The following is a 13,029-nucleotide window of genomic DNA, read 5'->3' on the forward strand; positions in this document are numbered from 1 at the left end:
TGGATTAAAACAAATACCGCGACCTACGAAGACGGTATTCGCTATAAATCCCGGCCCAGATGTCCTGCCTCTACCTTCTGAACCGCAAGATCGAGTCGAATGCGACTCCACCAAGCTCAAGATGGACCGCAAAATCGTGCGCGTTGCGCGGGACGACGCTGTTGCAAGGTGGCTGGGTATGAAATTCACCTCTGTTATCCAACATAGGAGTACACTTCGTGCTCTGACTGCGGATCGGCACGAATCGCATCAGGCCGTTTGGTCGTCACGGACGATGTCGCCTGCAATTGTAAGCCTCTCGCAGCAGTTGCCGAACCATTTGCCGAAACCTCTACCATGGCTATACCGGAAAGTGACGGTCGATATTTTCCATGTCGGAGCGACAGTCATCTTCCCGTACATCAACGGCCCCAATAATCCACGACGTCGACATGAAACATGTGTGGCCACCGTAGACCTTAAAAGCCAAGTGATTTGAACGAGCGCGCGGAACCACACAACCAGTCCCGACACCAGATGATCCGGGAATTTCATGTCGCCCCGCGCAGGGCTATTCGGCGCGCCGCCCGGCCAAAAAACTGACCGAAAAGAACAACGCTGCAGCACAAACCACACTCGGGCCAGCGGGCGTGTCAAAGACCCAAGCCCCCCACAAGCCCCCTAGCGCCGACAGAACGCCAAGCGCCGCCGTGCCCGCCAACATGCCTTCCGGGGTGCGGGACCATGGCCGCGCCGCCGCTGCCGGGATGATCAGCAATGCACCAATCAAAAGCGCACCGACCACTTTCAGCGCCACAGCTACAACCAAGGCCAGCGCAAGCATGAGGGTCAACTGCTCTCGCTTGGGGTTGATTCCTGCCGCCCAAGCAAGGTCTTTGGACACGGTTGAGGTCACCAGACGGGCCCAACGCCAGCCGATCAAAACGGCTACGACGGCGCCACCGCCCCAGATCACCGCAAGGTCTCGCTTTGTGACGGCAAGGATATCGCCAAACAGGTAGGATTCGAGGTCAAGTCGCGGCCCCTCCACAAGGCTGACGGCCACAAGACCAAGGGCAAGCGCGCCATGCGCCGCGACACCAAGCACCAGATCTGCGCTGTGCCCTCGCCCTGACAGCCACGCCACGGTCAAGGCCATCAGCAACGCTGTGGCCAGGGTCGCCGCAAAAATCGGCACGGAAAGCGCCAAGGCCAGCGCCACGCCCAGCACCGCCGCATGGGCCGTGGCGTCACCGAAGTAGGCCATGCGACGCCAGACCACAAAGACGCCAAGCGGCGCCGCTGCCAAGGCCGCTCCGACCGCAGCCAGCACCGCACGGACCAAAAAGTCGTCCAACATCAGGTGTCTTCTCCGTGGGTGTGATCGAGCTCACAGGTCTCGTCATGCCGGTGCGAATGTTCGTGGCGATACAGGGCGAGCGCGCCGCCCGTCCCTGTGCCAAACAGCGCGCGATATTCCTCGGCCTGCGCCACGACTTCAGGCCGCCCCTCGCAGCAGATATGGCCGTTGACGCACAGAACACGGTCACTGGCGCTCATCACCACATGCAGTTCGTGACTGACCATCAAGACAGCGCAGCCCAAACTGTTCCGCACATCTTCGAGCCGCTGGTAAAAGGCAGCCTGTCCCGGCTGGTCCAACCCGGTGGTTGGCTCGTCAAGGATCAGCAGTTCCGGCCGATCAAGCAACGCACGCGCCAACAACACACGTTGAAACTGGCCACCGGACAGCGCGGTCAGAGGGCGATCTTCCAACCCTTGGGCCCCGGCCTCCGCCAATGCCCGCGTACGACCCTCCTCGGCCACGCGTTTCGGAAGGTTCAGAAACCGTCCGACCGTCATCGGCATTGACGGATCAAGCCGCAACCCCTGGGGCACATACCCAAGCCGCAGCCCGGCACGGCGTGTCACACGACCCGCTGCCGGGGGGAGCGCCCCGATCAGGGCCTTCAACAACGTTGATTTGCCAGACCCGTTCGGGCCCACAACCGTGACAATTTCCCCGGCTTCGATTGCAAAACTAACGTCGCGAAGCACTTCTCGTCCGCCGTGGCGGATACTCAGCCCTTCGGAACGGATCAGCGCACCTTCTAGCGTCACTCCGCCGCCTCGCTCTCGTGGCAGGCGGGGCACAGGCCCTCGGCCTCGATCACGACCTTTTCAACGTGAAAGCCCACTTCCTGCGCGGCATTTCGCACAACACGACCGGCCCGCGGCGCCGGGGTTTCCGCGATTGTCGAACATTCGCGACAAATCAGGAAGGTCGGCGCGTGGTCTACATCCGGCGTGCTGCAGGCGATGAACGCATTCAGCCGCTCGATGCGGTGCACCAACCCATTCGCCGCGAGGAAATCCAGCGCGCGGTAAGCCACCGGCGGTTGCGATCCCAGCCCCTCGGCCCGCAGATGGTCAAGCACCTCGTAGGCCCCCATTGCGCGGTGCCCCTCAAGCAAGATTTCCAACACGCGACGGCGAACAGGAGTCAGCTGCGCCTTGCGTTCGGCGCATATGTCTTCGGCAGCTTTCAGCCCCGATTTGATACAGTGCTTGTGGTCATGCGCCTCGAAGCTCTTGATATCCATGATTGAAGCCTCCGTCATTTTGGGCTTGATATGTTATCCTGTAACTCACTACAAGCGGCGCGAATGGATAGAAGGAACGCCATCATGCCCCTCATGCCCTCCCTGCTCCGCACGCTTACAGCCAGCGCCGCCGTTCTGACACTGGGCGCACCGATGGCTCTGGCAGACGAGCTGCTTAGCGTCACGGACATTCCCCCGGTGCACAGCCTGGTGTCAATGGTCAGCGGCGATGACGCGGAGGTTGCCCTGCTCTGGACCCCTGCAAGTTCTGCACATTCCATTGCACTGAAGCCCAGCCAGGCGCGTGCAATTGGCAATGCCAGTCTGGTGGTCTGGATCGGGCCGGAGCTTTCACCGGGGCTTGAGGACCAATTCACAGCCCTCGCCCCGAACGCGCGGCAGATTGTGCTGTCTGACGTGGCAGGCACGCTCCATCTGGCATTTCGCGAGGGCAGCTTGATGGACGATCATGATCACGGCGCCCCGGCCGCGCACGAAGATCACTCTGACACTCACGACGATCACGACGATCACGACGATCACGACGATCACGACGATCACGACGATCACGACGATCACGACGATCACGACGATCATACAGCTGAGCATCACGATGACCACAACCATTCCGATGCAGCCTACGATCCGCATATGTGGCTCTCGCCCGAAAACGCTTTGATCTGGCTGGACGCCATCGCCAATGCCATGGCGGAGATTGATCCTGAAAATGCCGACAGCTATCAGGCCAACGCTTCCGAAGGGGTCGCGCGCATCAAAGCCGCGAGAGACGCCGCCAAGTCGACTCTCAGCGCCGTTCAGAACCGGCCGCTTGCGACATCTCATGATGCGTTTCAATATTTCGAGAAGGCTTTCGAGCTGACCTTGATCGGCGCCCTGTCGGATGGTGATGATGCGGCGCCTGGACCCGCGCGTCTTGCCGAGCTGCGTGACCACTTGGCAGAGGAGCCGCCTGTCTGCATCTTGACGGAGCCGGGCACGGACGCGCGTTTGCTGGACGCGGTGGCCCCCGAAGGCACGCCCCGCGTTGCTTTGGACCCGCTCGGCAGCGACCTGCCACGCGGCGCGGACCTCTATCCTGCGCTGATCGAAGACCTCGCCACCCGTATAGCCGACTGCGCCACGCAATAAGACCGTGGGGCGGTCAGGTGAATGCGCCGCGCCGCCCTTCAAACTTTTCTACGGTGATGCCTGCTGCCTCCAACGCCGCGCGCACCTGTCGCGCGATCTGAAGCGCGGTGGCCCCGTCCCCGTGCAGGCAGATGGTGTCCACAGGCGAAGGGATCGCGTCGCCTGTTTCAGGCAAGATAGCCCCCGCTTGCACCATTTTGACGATCCGGCTGGCGGCGTGGTCAGGGTCGTGGATCACCGCCCCCGGCAAACTGCGGTCCACCAGCGTCGCATCCGCGTTATAGGCACGGTCGGCAAAAATCTCCCCGGCCCAGAAGCCGCCCAGCCGTTCCATGACCCGTTGCTGCTGTGTCGCGGCCAAGACCATGACGATGATCTCCGGTGCAACCTCAAGCGCCGCGCCATAGCAAGCCTCGGCCATGGAGGCGTCCTCGGCACACATATTCGCCAAAGCGCCGTGCAGCTTCAGATGTCGAACTTCGGCCCCAACAGCCTTTGCCATGCCCAGCGCCGCGCCAAGTTGATACTGCACCAAGCTGCGCAGAGCCTTCTCTGGCAGGTGCATGCGACGCCGGCCAAAGCCTTGCAGATCGGCATAGCCCGGATGCGCACCAACACCCACGCCGCGCGCTTTGGCCAAGCCCATGGTCCGCGCCATCACCTCCGGATCGCCCGCGTGAAAGCCGCAGGCCACATTGGCGGAGGTGATGACCTCCAGCACATCCGCGTCCTGGCCCATGACCCAGGAGCCAAAGCTCTCGCCCATATCCGCGTTCAGATCGACCTTCATCGCATCACCTCTCCGTCCGTCACGCCACTGACCAGATCGTAGGCCAGCAGGTTTATGTCATGTGGGTCCCGGACCAGCGGGGCAACCTGTGCGCGCAGCCGATCAAGTCCGGTGCGATAGGCACGCTCGGCAGCCAGAGCCTCCTCACGGCTGACGAAGCGAAAGCGCAGCTTCGCCCCCGGCGCGGCCTGTGCCACACGCGGCAAATCGGCCGGGATCACCGTCCCGATCCGAGGATAGCCGCCGGTGGTCTGGCATTCGGCAAGCAAGATATAAGGAGCCCCATCGCCGGGAATCTGGATGTCGCCGGGGGTAATGACCTCCGACAATATGCGCCCGCCCGCCTCCAGGCCGTAGCCCTCGGCAGAAGGCTTCAGCCGCACACCCATGCGGTTGCCCCGTGTGTCACGGGTGAAATGGTCCGTCTCGAACCTGTCGCGCATGTCCTTGGGAAAGACATCGGTTTGCAACGACGGAAGAACGCGCAAAGCGCCTCCCGCGAAACGGTCCGACACCCCCAGCCCAAGGCCAGAGACCCCGCCCGGATCCTCTCTGAAAGCAATCGTGTCGCCCGCCTGTAGCGGTCCGCTGATGCCAGCCGCCAAATGCGCGCTCATCGCGCCAAGGATCAGCGGCAGGTCGATCCCCCCGCCCACGGTCAGATACCCGTAAACCCCTTGGGTCACGCCGCCGATCTCCAGCACAGCGCCGGCAGGCACAGCGTGGGATGCATTCCAGCGCAGTGGAACACCGTCAAGCGTCGCGCGCATGGGGGCCCCGGTCAGGGCAATCCGCGCCGCTCGCCCAAAGCGGAACCGCCCGCCCAATCCGGCCATCTCCAACGCCGCGCCAACGGGCTGCTTCAGCAGCGCCGCCCCTTCGGCCAGAGCAAGCCGATCCGCCGCACCGCCGCGTGACACACCCTCCCCAAGGTAGCCGGGCCGCCCACTGTCCTGAACAGTGACGCCCGGCCCAACCTCCAATATCTCAAGCGCGCTCATGTCAAAGGCTCCACTCGGATGCCGTCACCCTCCAGATTGGCAAACTCCTCCGCAGAGATCGCAGGAAACTGCACCACGTCGCCCGCACGCAGCAGGAAAGGCGTCTCGCTCTCGGGTTGAAACAACCTAGCCCTAGTCTGCCCCACATGCCGCCAACCGGTCGGTGTGGTGACGGAAAACAGCACCAGCTGTCGGATCGCCACCACCAGGGCGCCCACTGGCACCTGCGGGGTCAGCGCAGTTTGCCGTGGAATGTCCCAGGCCTCCGGCAGCGTGCCAAGATAGGGCTGACCGGGGGCAAACCCGATGGTGGTCACGCGCACCTCGGACTGAGAAAGGGACGCGATGGCCTCCGCCTCGGTCAGGCCCGCGGCCTCTGCTGCCTCGGCCAATTGCGGCGCGTGATCACCGCCGTAGACGGTGGGGATGTGCAACCGTCGCCGTCCCTCGGGAAGGTCCGCGCAGTACCAATCCTGCGCCGACAGCCGCTCGGTCAACGTTGCATGAAGGTCGTCCAGGGAGATGCCAAGCGGATCAAACCGCACAAAGGTCGACACAAGAGAGGTGGCGCATTCCTCGATCCCGGTCGGCGCGTCCCGCTCCAGACCCGCGCGAAAAGCCAGAGCCGCGCGGTTCGCAGGTTCGGACAGGGCATCGCCAAACCTCACAAGCAACCCGTCCAGTCCCACGGGATCTATTCGGGGAAAGCGGGTCATGCGCCAGAACGGATCATGTGCGCGCGCCCCTGTTCAGCCGCTCGACTGGAGATCCAGAGGACCAGGCGGCCTCCATCATGGCAATATCTCCTGCATCGCGGTCAGAAAACGGCGCACCTCCCCCATACTGTTGTAATGGGCGAGCGACACTCGCACGCAGGCATCCTGCCCCAAAGGCGCGAGAATGTTGCCGGAATAATGATCTGCCTTGCGCAGATGCGTGCGCACCCCTGCGCCATTGAGCCGTTCGACGATTTTCGCTGATGGCAGGCCCTCCGCCCAGAAGCTGACAAGCCCTTCGCGCGCTGGATTGTCCGCGCCGCCAACGATCTGCACGCCGGGCAGTGTCGCCAGCCCCGCAAGGTTGCCAGTGCCGTGAACCATCGCCTGCGTCAGGGCGGTCTCATGTTCGTGGATCGCTTCTCCGGCCGCCTCGATCCGCGCACGTGGATCAGACGCATCGCTGACCTGGGCGCCCAGCCAGTCGAAGTAATCGACCACTTCGGAAAACGTCGCATAGGCTCCGGTATCGCGTGTGCCCAATTCCCAGTTGCCTTCCGGCCCACCGATCAGCGTGTCATGCGCCAGCGCGGCCAATCGGTCCGACAACCATGCCACGCCGTAGCCGTGGCGCGAGAAAACCTTGTAGGGCGAGATCACATAGCCATCGACACCCGCAGCGGTGAGGTCAATTCCGCCATGGCACGCGTGCTGGATACCGTCCGCGATGATATAGGCGTCGGGCGCCACAGCCCGCACCGCCGCAACAATGGCAGGCAGATCCATGGACATGCCGGTGACCGGAGAGGTGTGCAGGATCGTGACAACGGCCGTATCAGGCGCAACTTCAGCGGCGTATGCCTCTGCCGTAACGGAGCCATTGGCGTCATCATGCGCGACCAGAACATGCCGCCGGTCCGATTGTGCTGCCCAGCGGGCCGCTGCACTGCGTGAGGCAGGATGCTCCACGGTAGATCCCAGCACCACACCTTCGGGCGCACCCAGGCAGGCGTCTTTGATCAGACGAAACAAAAGCTCCGTACCGCTTTCGCCAAAGATGACCGTGCCGCCATCCGCATTGAAAAACCTGCGCACATCGGCCCGGGACCGATCAATCACCTTGACCAGCGCCTGGCTCGCAGGATTATCGCGCCCCTGATTGTCCGGGATCGCGGCAAAGCGGGCGGAAGTCTCGACCACTGACTTCAGCGTCAGAGCACCGCCTGCGTTTTCAAAGAAAATGCGCGGCCCGGTGAAGGGGCATTCCTCCACATGGACAAAGCGCGCGCGAATGGCGGAAAGAAGCGTGTCATCAAACATAAGCCTAGGCGTAGCCCGCGCCCCGCAGAAAGAAAAGAGGCCGCCGTGCAGAACGCCCGGCAACCTCAAGGCATCAGTGGGGTTTGCCGTCGGTATCCGCAGCGTCCAAAGCGTCGATGGCGGCCTGCGCGGCCTCCTCGATGTCGTCCGGATCCTGCGAGGGGACAGCGTAGTCGCCGCCAAACCACTTCGCCAGATCCACATCCGCACAGCGTTTGGAACAGAAGGGCCGGTACGTCGCGTCAGTCTTTCGATTGCAAATCGGACAGCTCACAGCAGCCCCCTGATCGCCACCCGATCCCTTTTGCGTTGAAGTTCCAGCATCCCAAGGTTTGTCCATCCAGACACAATGGTTTCCACCTTGTCCTTCTTGAGCGCGGCCTTCAGCGCCCCCTCGACCACGCGGCGGTCCTTCTTGGGCATGGGCGCGGGGTCGATGATCACAACACCGCCCAAGCCGCGCAAACGCAACTGCCGTGGCAGATCGCGAAAGGCCGCCAGATTGGCCTTCAGCCCTGCGGCCGGCGACGTGTCATTGCCGGTGTTCACGTCCACTGCGACCAGGGCCGTGGTCGGCTCGATCACCATGGAGGCCCCACCGCCCAGTTGCACCGTCGGACTTTTCAAATCCTCCAGCATTTCGTCAACGCCATGACGGGCAAAGCTGCCACTGTCCGCGTCAACCTCTGCCGGGTCGGTCCACTCGCGCCAGGCAAGAGCATGCGGCCCCTCCCCCGCGACGAGCAATTCTGCTACACCGGTGGTATCTGCAAGCACATTGCGCGCCAGCTCTGCCATGGCAATGATGTCCTCGGTGATCTCATCTTCTGCGCCATGTACACAGGACGACCGCAGGATAAGCCCCGCGCCCTCTGGCAGGCTGACCTCGGCCAATGCCTCATGCACCAGCTCCAACAGCGAATCGCGCATGTCGTCATCACGGATCTGCCGCGAGACATTCAGCCCCGGCGCGTCCGGCGTGACGATGGCGTAGCGGGACTTGAACAACAGCCGCTGCGTGACCGGGATCGCCTTGCCAGGCTCCGCAAACCCCGTGACCTGCACGAGGATCGGCGCACCGGGGCGAAGTCCCTTTACCTGACGCAGAAAGGCGCTGCCGTCGGGGGTGTCGAGGAACATGCCACCCTGCCCCTTCATCGGCCGCTGCGCGATGGCGCGGTAGATGTTGCCGGGGCTGGGCCGGTCATCCTCGATCAGCAGATCTTCAAGCTGGCCGTCAACGACATGTGCTGCGGCCTCCCGACCGTTCCACGTGTCCAATGCGATGGTGCTGCCCTTCATGACGCGTCCTTGTACAGAGGGTATCCTGCCGTGTTTAGCAGATTTGCGGTTTCCGCCAATGGCAGCCCGACCACAGAGGTGAATGAGCCCGAAATCCACGGGATAAAGGCACCCGCCATTCCTTGAATGCCGTAACCGCCCGCCTTGCCGCGCCAATCGCCAGAGGCAAGGTAAGCGTTCAGCTCTTCGTTCGACAGCATCTTCATCTTGACCTGTGTGACAACGTCCCGTTCCCAGATTTGGTCCCCCCTGCGCACGGCAACGGCGGTGATGACCCGATGACGACGCCCGGACAGCGCCGTCAGAAAACCGGCCGCCTCTTTTTCATCCGCCGGCTTGCCCAGAATACGACGGCCCAGCGCGACGGTGGTGTCAGCAGACAGCACGATGTCATCCGGGTCAGAGAGGATCGCTTGCGCCTTTTCCCGTGCAAGACGCACGCAATAGGGACGCGGAAGCTCTCGGGGCTTCGGGTCCTCATCAATGTCAGGCGGGCGTATATCGTCAGCGGTCACGCCAAGTTGGGCAAGCAAATCACGGCGGCGCGGGCTGCCAGATCCAAGAATGAGGCGAGGTTTGGTCATGAGAGGCCTTTGTCGCAACTGCACAGGAAAGTCGGGGCGAGCCACGCCCTACGCCAGTTTACACGGATGGGAAAGAGTTTGCCGAAAGCGGCTGTCAAAGCCAGACACGAAAACGCCGGGCAAGGCCCGGCATTTGATCGCATCGGTGGACGCCAGCAACAAGCCTGCAAAGTGCTCAGGTCGCTAACACCCGGTGTCTTGGTATCCGGCAGCTGATCTCGCTTCAAAGCGTGACTTGGCAGCGCTGCCTCCGCGCCGAAACGCGAAACCGCTTATTTGAAGCGGTAGTTGATGCGGCCCTTTGTGAGATCGTAGGGCGTCATTTCTACTTGGACCCGGTCGCCGGCCAGAACTCGGATGCGGTTCTTGCGCATCTTGCCTGCCGTGTGCGCGATGATCTCATGGCCGTTGTCAAGCTCGACCCGGAACGTCGCATTCGGCAGGAGTTCCTTCACGACACCGGGAAATTCGAGCGTATCTTCCTTGGCCATGGTCTCTCCTAAAATAACCGCCCCTGCAAAGACAGGGGCAAGGCGAGCTACGATATGGTCCTATCTTTCGGGATTTTCAAGTCACATCTTGGCAGACGATCATTTCAATTCCGTCAACGGCGCAGGCGCGTCCCGACCCGACTGGTCATCCCAATGCAAGCGGTTCAGCACCACACCATCGGCCCGCACCGCATCGACCTGCGCCAAATCCACATCTGCATAGGTCCAGCCAGGCTGATCCAGAATGCCTTCGGCGATAACACCAGTGGACGGAAAGCCCTTGTCTGGCGGGCCAAAGACCCCCCCGGCGCCACAATTCGTGTCCACAGCCTCGGACCAGTCGCAGTCACCCACGGTCGAGGACATGGCCACAACACATTGATTTTCCAACGCCCGAGCCATCGCCCCGATCCGTACACGCCAATACCCGGCCAACGCTTCGGTACAAGACGGGACAAGCAAAAGCTGAGCCTCCGCCAGCGCCCGCCCAAGCAACGGGTATTCCGAATCATAACAGATCAGCACACCGATTCGTCCAAGCGCGGTGTCGAACACTTTCAGCCGATCTCCACCCTTGATGCCCCAATCCTCGCGTTCGAACCGGGTCATGATCTGCTTATCGAGCGTGACGACTCCCCCTTCCGGGCCGAAAAACCTTGTACGGTTCACCACCGGTCCGCCCGCGCTCTCTACCGGAGCGGAGGCCGAAAGGATGTGTACGCCATAGCGCCTCGCCAATTGCGAATGGAGCGCGTCGACCTCTGGGATACGCTCTGACACAGCGCGAATCGACGCCTGCAAATCCATTGCGACCTCACGGCCCGCCAAGGTTGCCAACTCCATCGCACCGTATTCAGGAAAAACCAGAAGATCGGCCCCCTGCCCCGCGGCCTCGCTGACCCAAGCATCGAGCTTGGTCGCGTAGGCGGACCAGTCAGGCAAAAAATCCATGTTGTAAGCGGCGGTCGCGATTTTCATCAAAGCCTCATCACATCAGTCAAGTTGCCGGATCCAAGCCTGCAACAGGTGCGGCGTCTCGTCCCGATTGCCAAGGTCTGTCCAGCAAAAAGTCGCGGTGACACCGTCCGCTTTGGCGTATCCCCGATTACGCCAGAACGCGTCCAAGGGACGATAGCCCTCTGGCCGATCGGGATGATCCTCTGATCGTACCACCCCACAAAACAGCGTATAGTCAAAACCTTGCCGCCGCGCCTCGGCTTCGCGTGCGTCAAAAAAAGCGTGACCCAGACCGTGACCGCGATACTCGGGCAAAAGCACGCTTTCGGCGCAATAGAATATCTTCTCCACGGGCGGCATTGGACCCGTCAACTCCGAGGCATCTGCGTGGTCAGCCAAGGGCATACCGGTCGCCGCACCCACGATTCGGTCATCGTCGCGTACAGCGACCAGAATTGCGTTCTGGTTCTGCCGGTAAGAGCGCAGATACTTCGACTCATACGCCAGATCACCCTCGTAGAGATACGGAAAGGCTCGAAAAACGTCGATCCTTAACCGCGCCAATTCAGGCAGCGCGGCATCCAGCGCTTCCCCGGTCAACCGTGTCACCTCAAGCATGCGAAGCCTCTCTCTTCGTGATCAGGAAACCTGGCGCACCCAGTCGGCAAGGTTGTAATAGGTGACCACACGGCTGATCTGCCCACCCTTGAAGGAGAAGAAAGACCCGGCGGGCAAACGATAGGTTTGGCCATGCGCCTCAGGCAATCCTTCGTCTGTCGCCTTATAGGTGCCGTTCACGATGAATTCTGCGGCACCGCGCGTGCCGTCTGTATTGGCGAAAAAAACCATGTCAGTCAGATTTTCCGAGTAACAATGATCCATATGGGCAAGAAACTCGCCAAACTTGACCTTGCCTACACGGATCTGCCCCTCGTTGACGTGATGTTCCACATCGGGCGTGAGGCAGGCCAACATGCCCTCGTTATCACCTGCGTTGAAGGCTTCGAAATACCGCGCGATCACATCCTGGGTCATTGCACCCTCCGTTAACGTGTTTTCTGATCGCATACCCTAACGTGACTGGCTCATCCACACCGTCGGAAGTCGGCATTCGTGACTTCATCCACGACGGAAGGGACCGTTAAAAATGCCAGGTTTCGCGTAGCTTTTTAACAATCTGATCGCGGGTTTGCCGATAAGCATTAAGTTTTTGCTCGCGGGTTTCGCCTATACCCGTCGGGTCCATCACTGGCCAATACTCAACGGTGAGGTGGTAAAAGCGCGTTAGATCCAAAGCGCGCCGTTGCGAGGCAGGTGACATGGTCACAACACAGTCGAAACCCGACAGGGTTTCGCCCATTTCCTCCATTTCTTCAAAGGAGCGCGATCGGTGCCGTTCCAACTCGACCCCAATCTCCTTGCAGGCCGCGATGGCGAAACCGTCAATCTCAAGGTCATTCACGACACCTACTGACTGAACATAGACGTCGGTGCCGAAAAATTTCTTCATGATTCCTTCGGCCATGGGAGACCGCACGGCATTGTGATCGCAGCTAAAAAGGACCGATTGCGGCAGTTGACCCAAGTCACCCCCCGAAGTGCAAAACGCAGACAAGCGTAAATAGCCTGCGCGCCGTGGCGTCGTCCACCTCTACCTTGCCGTCCAGCCGCTCCTGCAGAATGCGGGCGCCCTCATTGTGAATGCCACGCCTCGCCATATCGATGGTTTCAATCTGGCTAGGCGCTGCGGTTTTCACGGCGTCAAAGTAACTTTTGCAGATCTGGAAGTAGTCCTTCACCACCTGTCGGAACGGAGAGAGAGAAAGGTGAAATTCTGCCGCTTTCTCATGACCTTCGGTCGTCACATCAAAGACCAGTCGCTTGTCTTTGATGGACAGGCCCACGTTATAGGGACCGGGCGGCACAACTCGATCATCCCGCGACGGAAGGGAGAAGCTGTTCTCCTCCATGAGGTCAAACATGGCAACGCGCCGCTCCTGATCGATTTCGGGAGTCGAAGGCGGCAAATTGCCGTCATCCAGATCAATATGCGCAATATGTGACATTTGAGGCTCTTTCGCAGGTGCAGAAAAAGTTAACCCAAGGGCACGATATTTGGCAAGCGTGACGCTTAGTA

At 61.2% G+C, this 13,029-nt stretch carries 17 protein-coding genes; 1 reads left to right on the forward strand and 16 read right to left on the reverse strand.

Going from position 1 to position 13,029, the window contains the following annotated elements:
• Positions 1–550 precede the first annotated feature (550 nt).
• Genes GGQ68_RS04375 through GGQ68_RS04385 form a run of 3 tightly spaced genes read right to left on the reverse strand, consistent with a single transcriptional unit; the run spans position 551 to position 2,582 of the window.
• Positions 551–1,339 carry a metal ABC transporter permease gene (locus GGQ68_RS04375; protein ID WP_183963297.1) on the reverse strand — a complete coding sequence of 263 codons (789 nt, stop codon included), beginning with the start codon at positions 1,337–1,339 and terminating at the stop codon, positions 551–553.
• A complete protein-coding gene (locus tag GGQ68_RS04380; RefSeq protein WP_183963298.1) occupies positions 1,339–2,100 on the reverse strand; it encodes an ATP-binding cassette domain-containing protein in 762 nt (253 codons plus the stop codon). The genes GGQ68_RS04375 and GGQ68_RS04380 overlap by 1 nt, the downstream gene beginning before the upstream one ends.
• A complete protein-coding gene (locus GGQ68_RS04385) occupies positions 2,097–2,582 on the reverse strand; it encodes a Fur family transcriptional regulator (RefSeq protein ID WP_183963299.1) in 486 nt (161 codons plus the stop codon). The genes GGQ68_RS04380 and GGQ68_RS04385 overlap by 4 nt, the downstream gene beginning before the upstream one ends.
• Positions 2,583–2,666: 84 nt before the next feature.
• Here GGQ68_RS04385 and GGQ68_RS04390 point away from each other — a divergent pair, with 84 nt between their 5' ends.
• Positions 2,667–3,731, forward strand: coding sequence for a zinc ABC transporter substrate-binding protein (locus GGQ68_RS04390; RefSeq protein ID WP_183963301.1), 1,065 nt, complete (start codon positions 2,667–2,669; stop codon positions 3,729–3,731).
• 13 nt (positions 3,732–3,744) lie between these two features.
• Here GGQ68_RS04390 and GGQ68_RS04395 read toward each other — a convergent pair whose 3' ends face one another.
• The 13 genes from GGQ68_RS04395 to GGQ68_RS04455 all read right to left on the reverse strand — a co-directional run bounded on the left by GGQ68_RS04395 (position 3,745) and on the right by GGQ68_RS04455 (position 12,958).
• On the reverse strand, positions 3,745–4,521 hold the full coding sequence (locus GGQ68_RS04395; protein ID WP_183963302.1) for a LamB/YcsF family protein: 777 nt from the start codon (positions 4,519–4,521) through the stop codon (positions 3,745–3,747).
• Positions 4,518–5,522 carry a 5-oxoprolinase subunit C family protein gene (locus GGQ68_RS04400; RefSeq protein ID WP_183963303.1) on the reverse strand — a complete coding sequence of 335 codons (1,005 nt, stop codon included), beginning with the start codon at positions 5,520–5,522 and terminating at the stop codon, positions 4,518–4,520. Before GGQ68_RS04400 ends, GGQ68_RS04395 begins: the two co-directional genes overlap by 4 nt.
• Positions 5,519–6,238: a 5-oxoprolinase subunit B family protein gene (locus GGQ68_RS04405; protein WP_183963304.1), complete on the reverse strand. Its 720-nt coding sequence runs from the start codon at positions 6,236–6,238 to the stop codon at positions 5,519–5,521. The genes GGQ68_RS04400 and GGQ68_RS04405 overlap by 4 nt, the downstream gene beginning before the upstream one ends.
• 75 nt (positions 6,239–6,313) lie before the next feature.
• Positions 6,314–7,558, reverse strand: coding sequence for an aminotransferase class V-fold PLP-dependent enzyme (locus tag GGQ68_RS04410; RefSeq protein ID WP_183963306.1), 1,245 nt, complete (start codon positions 7,556–7,558; stop codon positions 6,314–6,316).
• A gap of 73 nt (positions 7,559–7,631) precedes the next feature.
• Positions 7,632–7,832, reverse strand: coding sequence for a DNA gyrase inhibitor YacG (locus GGQ68_RS04415; RefSeq protein ID WP_183963308.1), 201 nt, complete (start codon positions 7,830–7,832; stop codon positions 7,632–7,634).
• The gene (locus GGQ68_RS04420) at positions 7,829–8,860 is read right to left on the reverse strand and encodes a ribonuclease E/G (protein ID WP_183963310.1); all 1,032 of its coding nucleotides are present in this window, start codon (positions 8,858–8,860) and stop codon (positions 7,829–7,831) included. The genes GGQ68_RS04415 and GGQ68_RS04420 overlap by 4 nt, the downstream gene beginning before the upstream one ends.
• Positions 8,857–9,444, reverse strand: coding sequence for a Maf family protein (locus GGQ68_RS04425; RefSeq protein WP_183963312.1), 588 nt, complete (start codon positions 9,442–9,444; stop codon positions 8,857–8,859). The genes GGQ68_RS04420 and GGQ68_RS04425 overlap by 4 nt, the downstream gene beginning before the upstream one ends.
• A 272-nt stretch (positions 9,445–9,716) precedes the next feature.
• Positions 9,717–9,935 carry a translation initiation factor IF-1 gene (infA, locus tag GGQ68_RS04430; RefSeq protein WP_023849011.1) on the reverse strand — a complete coding sequence of 73 codons (219 nt, stop codon included), beginning with the start codon at positions 9,933–9,935 and terminating at the stop codon, positions 9,717–9,719.
• A 99-nt stretch (positions 9,936–10,034) separates the two neighbouring features.
• Complete coding sequence (locus tag GGQ68_RS04435; RefSeq protein ID WP_183963314.1) at positions 10,035–10,913, reverse strand: carbon-nitrogen hydrolase family protein; 879 nt, start codon at positions 10,911–10,913, stop codon at positions 10,035–10,037.
• 15 nt (positions 10,914–10,928) lie between these two features.
• Positions 10,929–11,510 carry a GNAT family N-acetyltransferase gene (locus GGQ68_RS04440; RefSeq protein WP_183963315.1) on the reverse strand — a complete coding sequence of 194 codons (582 nt, stop codon included), beginning with the start codon at positions 11,508–11,510 and terminating at the stop codon, positions 10,929–10,931.
• A 21-nt stretch (positions 11,511–11,531) separates the two neighbouring features.
• Positions 11,532–11,927 carry a ketosteroid isomerase-related protein gene (locus GGQ68_RS04445; RefSeq protein ID WP_183963316.1) on the reverse strand — a complete coding sequence of 132 codons (396 nt, stop codon included), beginning with the start codon at positions 11,925–11,927 and terminating at the stop codon, positions 11,532–11,534.
• A gap of 106 nt (positions 11,928–12,033) precedes the next feature.
• The gene (locus GGQ68_RS04450; protein ID WP_183963317.1) at positions 12,034–12,477 is read right to left on the reverse strand and encodes an arsenate-mycothiol transferase ArsC; all 444 of its coding nucleotides are present in this window, start codon (positions 12,475–12,477) and stop codon (positions 12,034–12,036) included.
• A 1-nt stretch (position 12,478) separates the two neighbouring features.
• The gene (locus tag GGQ68_RS04455; RefSeq protein ID WP_183963318.1) at positions 12,479–12,958 is read right to left on the reverse strand and encodes a UPF0262 family protein; all 480 of its coding nucleotides are present in this window, start codon (positions 12,956–12,958) and stop codon (positions 12,479–12,481) included.
• Positions 12,959–13,029: the final 71 nt, after the last annotated feature.

Source organism: Sagittula marina, from assembly GCF_014196795.1.
Taxonomy (GTDB): Bacteria; Pseudomonadota; Alphaproteobacteria; order Rhodobacterales; family Rhodobacteraceae; genus Sagittula; species Sagittula marina.

Bases quoted from the DNA above. Each gene is read 5' to 3' on its own strand.
- GGQ68_RS04410 (WP_183963306.1), bottom strand. From the start codon at position 7,558: ATGTTTGATGACACGCTTCTTTCCGCCATTCGCGCGCGCTTTGTCCAT.
- GGQ68_RS04385 (WP_183963299.1), bottom strand. From the start codon at position 2,582: ATGGATATCAAGAGCTTCGAGGCGCATGACCACAAGCACTGTATCAAA.
- GGQ68_RS04445 (WP_183963316.1), bottom strand. From the start codon at position 11,927: ATGACCCAGGATGTGATCGCGCGGTATTTCGAAGCCTTCAACGCAGGT.
- GGQ68_RS04420 (WP_183963310.1), bottom strand. From the start codon at position 8,860: ATGAAGGGCAGCACCATCGCATTGGACACGTGGAACGGTCGGGAGGCC.
- GGQ68_RS04375 (WP_183963297.1), bottom strand. From the start codon at position 1,339: ATGTTGGACGACTTTTTGGTCCGTGCGGTGCTGGCTGCGGTCGGAGCG.
- GGQ68_RS04390 (WP_183963301.1), top strand. From the start codon at position 2,667: ATGCCCCTCATGCCCTCCCTGCTCCGCACGCTTACAGCCAGCGCCGCC.
- GGQ68_RS04435 (WP_183963314.1), bottom strand. From the start codon at position 10,913: ATGAAAATCGCGACCGCCGCTTACAACATGGATTTTTTGCCTGACTGG.
- GGQ68_RS04440 (WP_183963315.1), bottom strand. From the start codon at position 11,510: ATGCTTGAGGTGACACGGTTGACCGGGGAAGCGCTGGATGCCGCGCTG.
- infA (WP_023849011.1), bottom strand. From the start codon at position 9,935: ATGGCCAAGGAAGATACGCTCGAATTTCCCGGTGTCGTGAAGGAACTC.
- GGQ68_RS04405 (WP_183963304.1), bottom strand. From the start codon at position 6,238: ATGACCCGCTTTCCCCGAATAGATCCCGTGGGACTGGACGGGTTGCTT.
- GGQ68_RS04455 (WP_183963318.1), bottom strand. From the start codon at position 12,958: ATGTCACATATTGCGCATATTGATCTGGATGACGGCAATTTGCCGCCT.
- GGQ68_RS04395 (WP_183963302.1), bottom strand. From the start codon at position 4,521: ATGAAGGTCGATCTGAACGCGGATATGGGCGAGAGCTTTGGCTCCTGG.
- GGQ68_RS04425 (WP_183963312.1), bottom strand. From the start codon at position 9,444: ATGACCAAACCTCGCCTCATTCTTGGATCTGGCAGCCCGCGCCGCCGT.
- GGQ68_RS04400 (WP_183963303.1), bottom strand. From the start codon at position 5,522: ATGAGCGCGCTTGAGATATTGGAGGTTGGGCCGGGCGTCACTGTTCAG.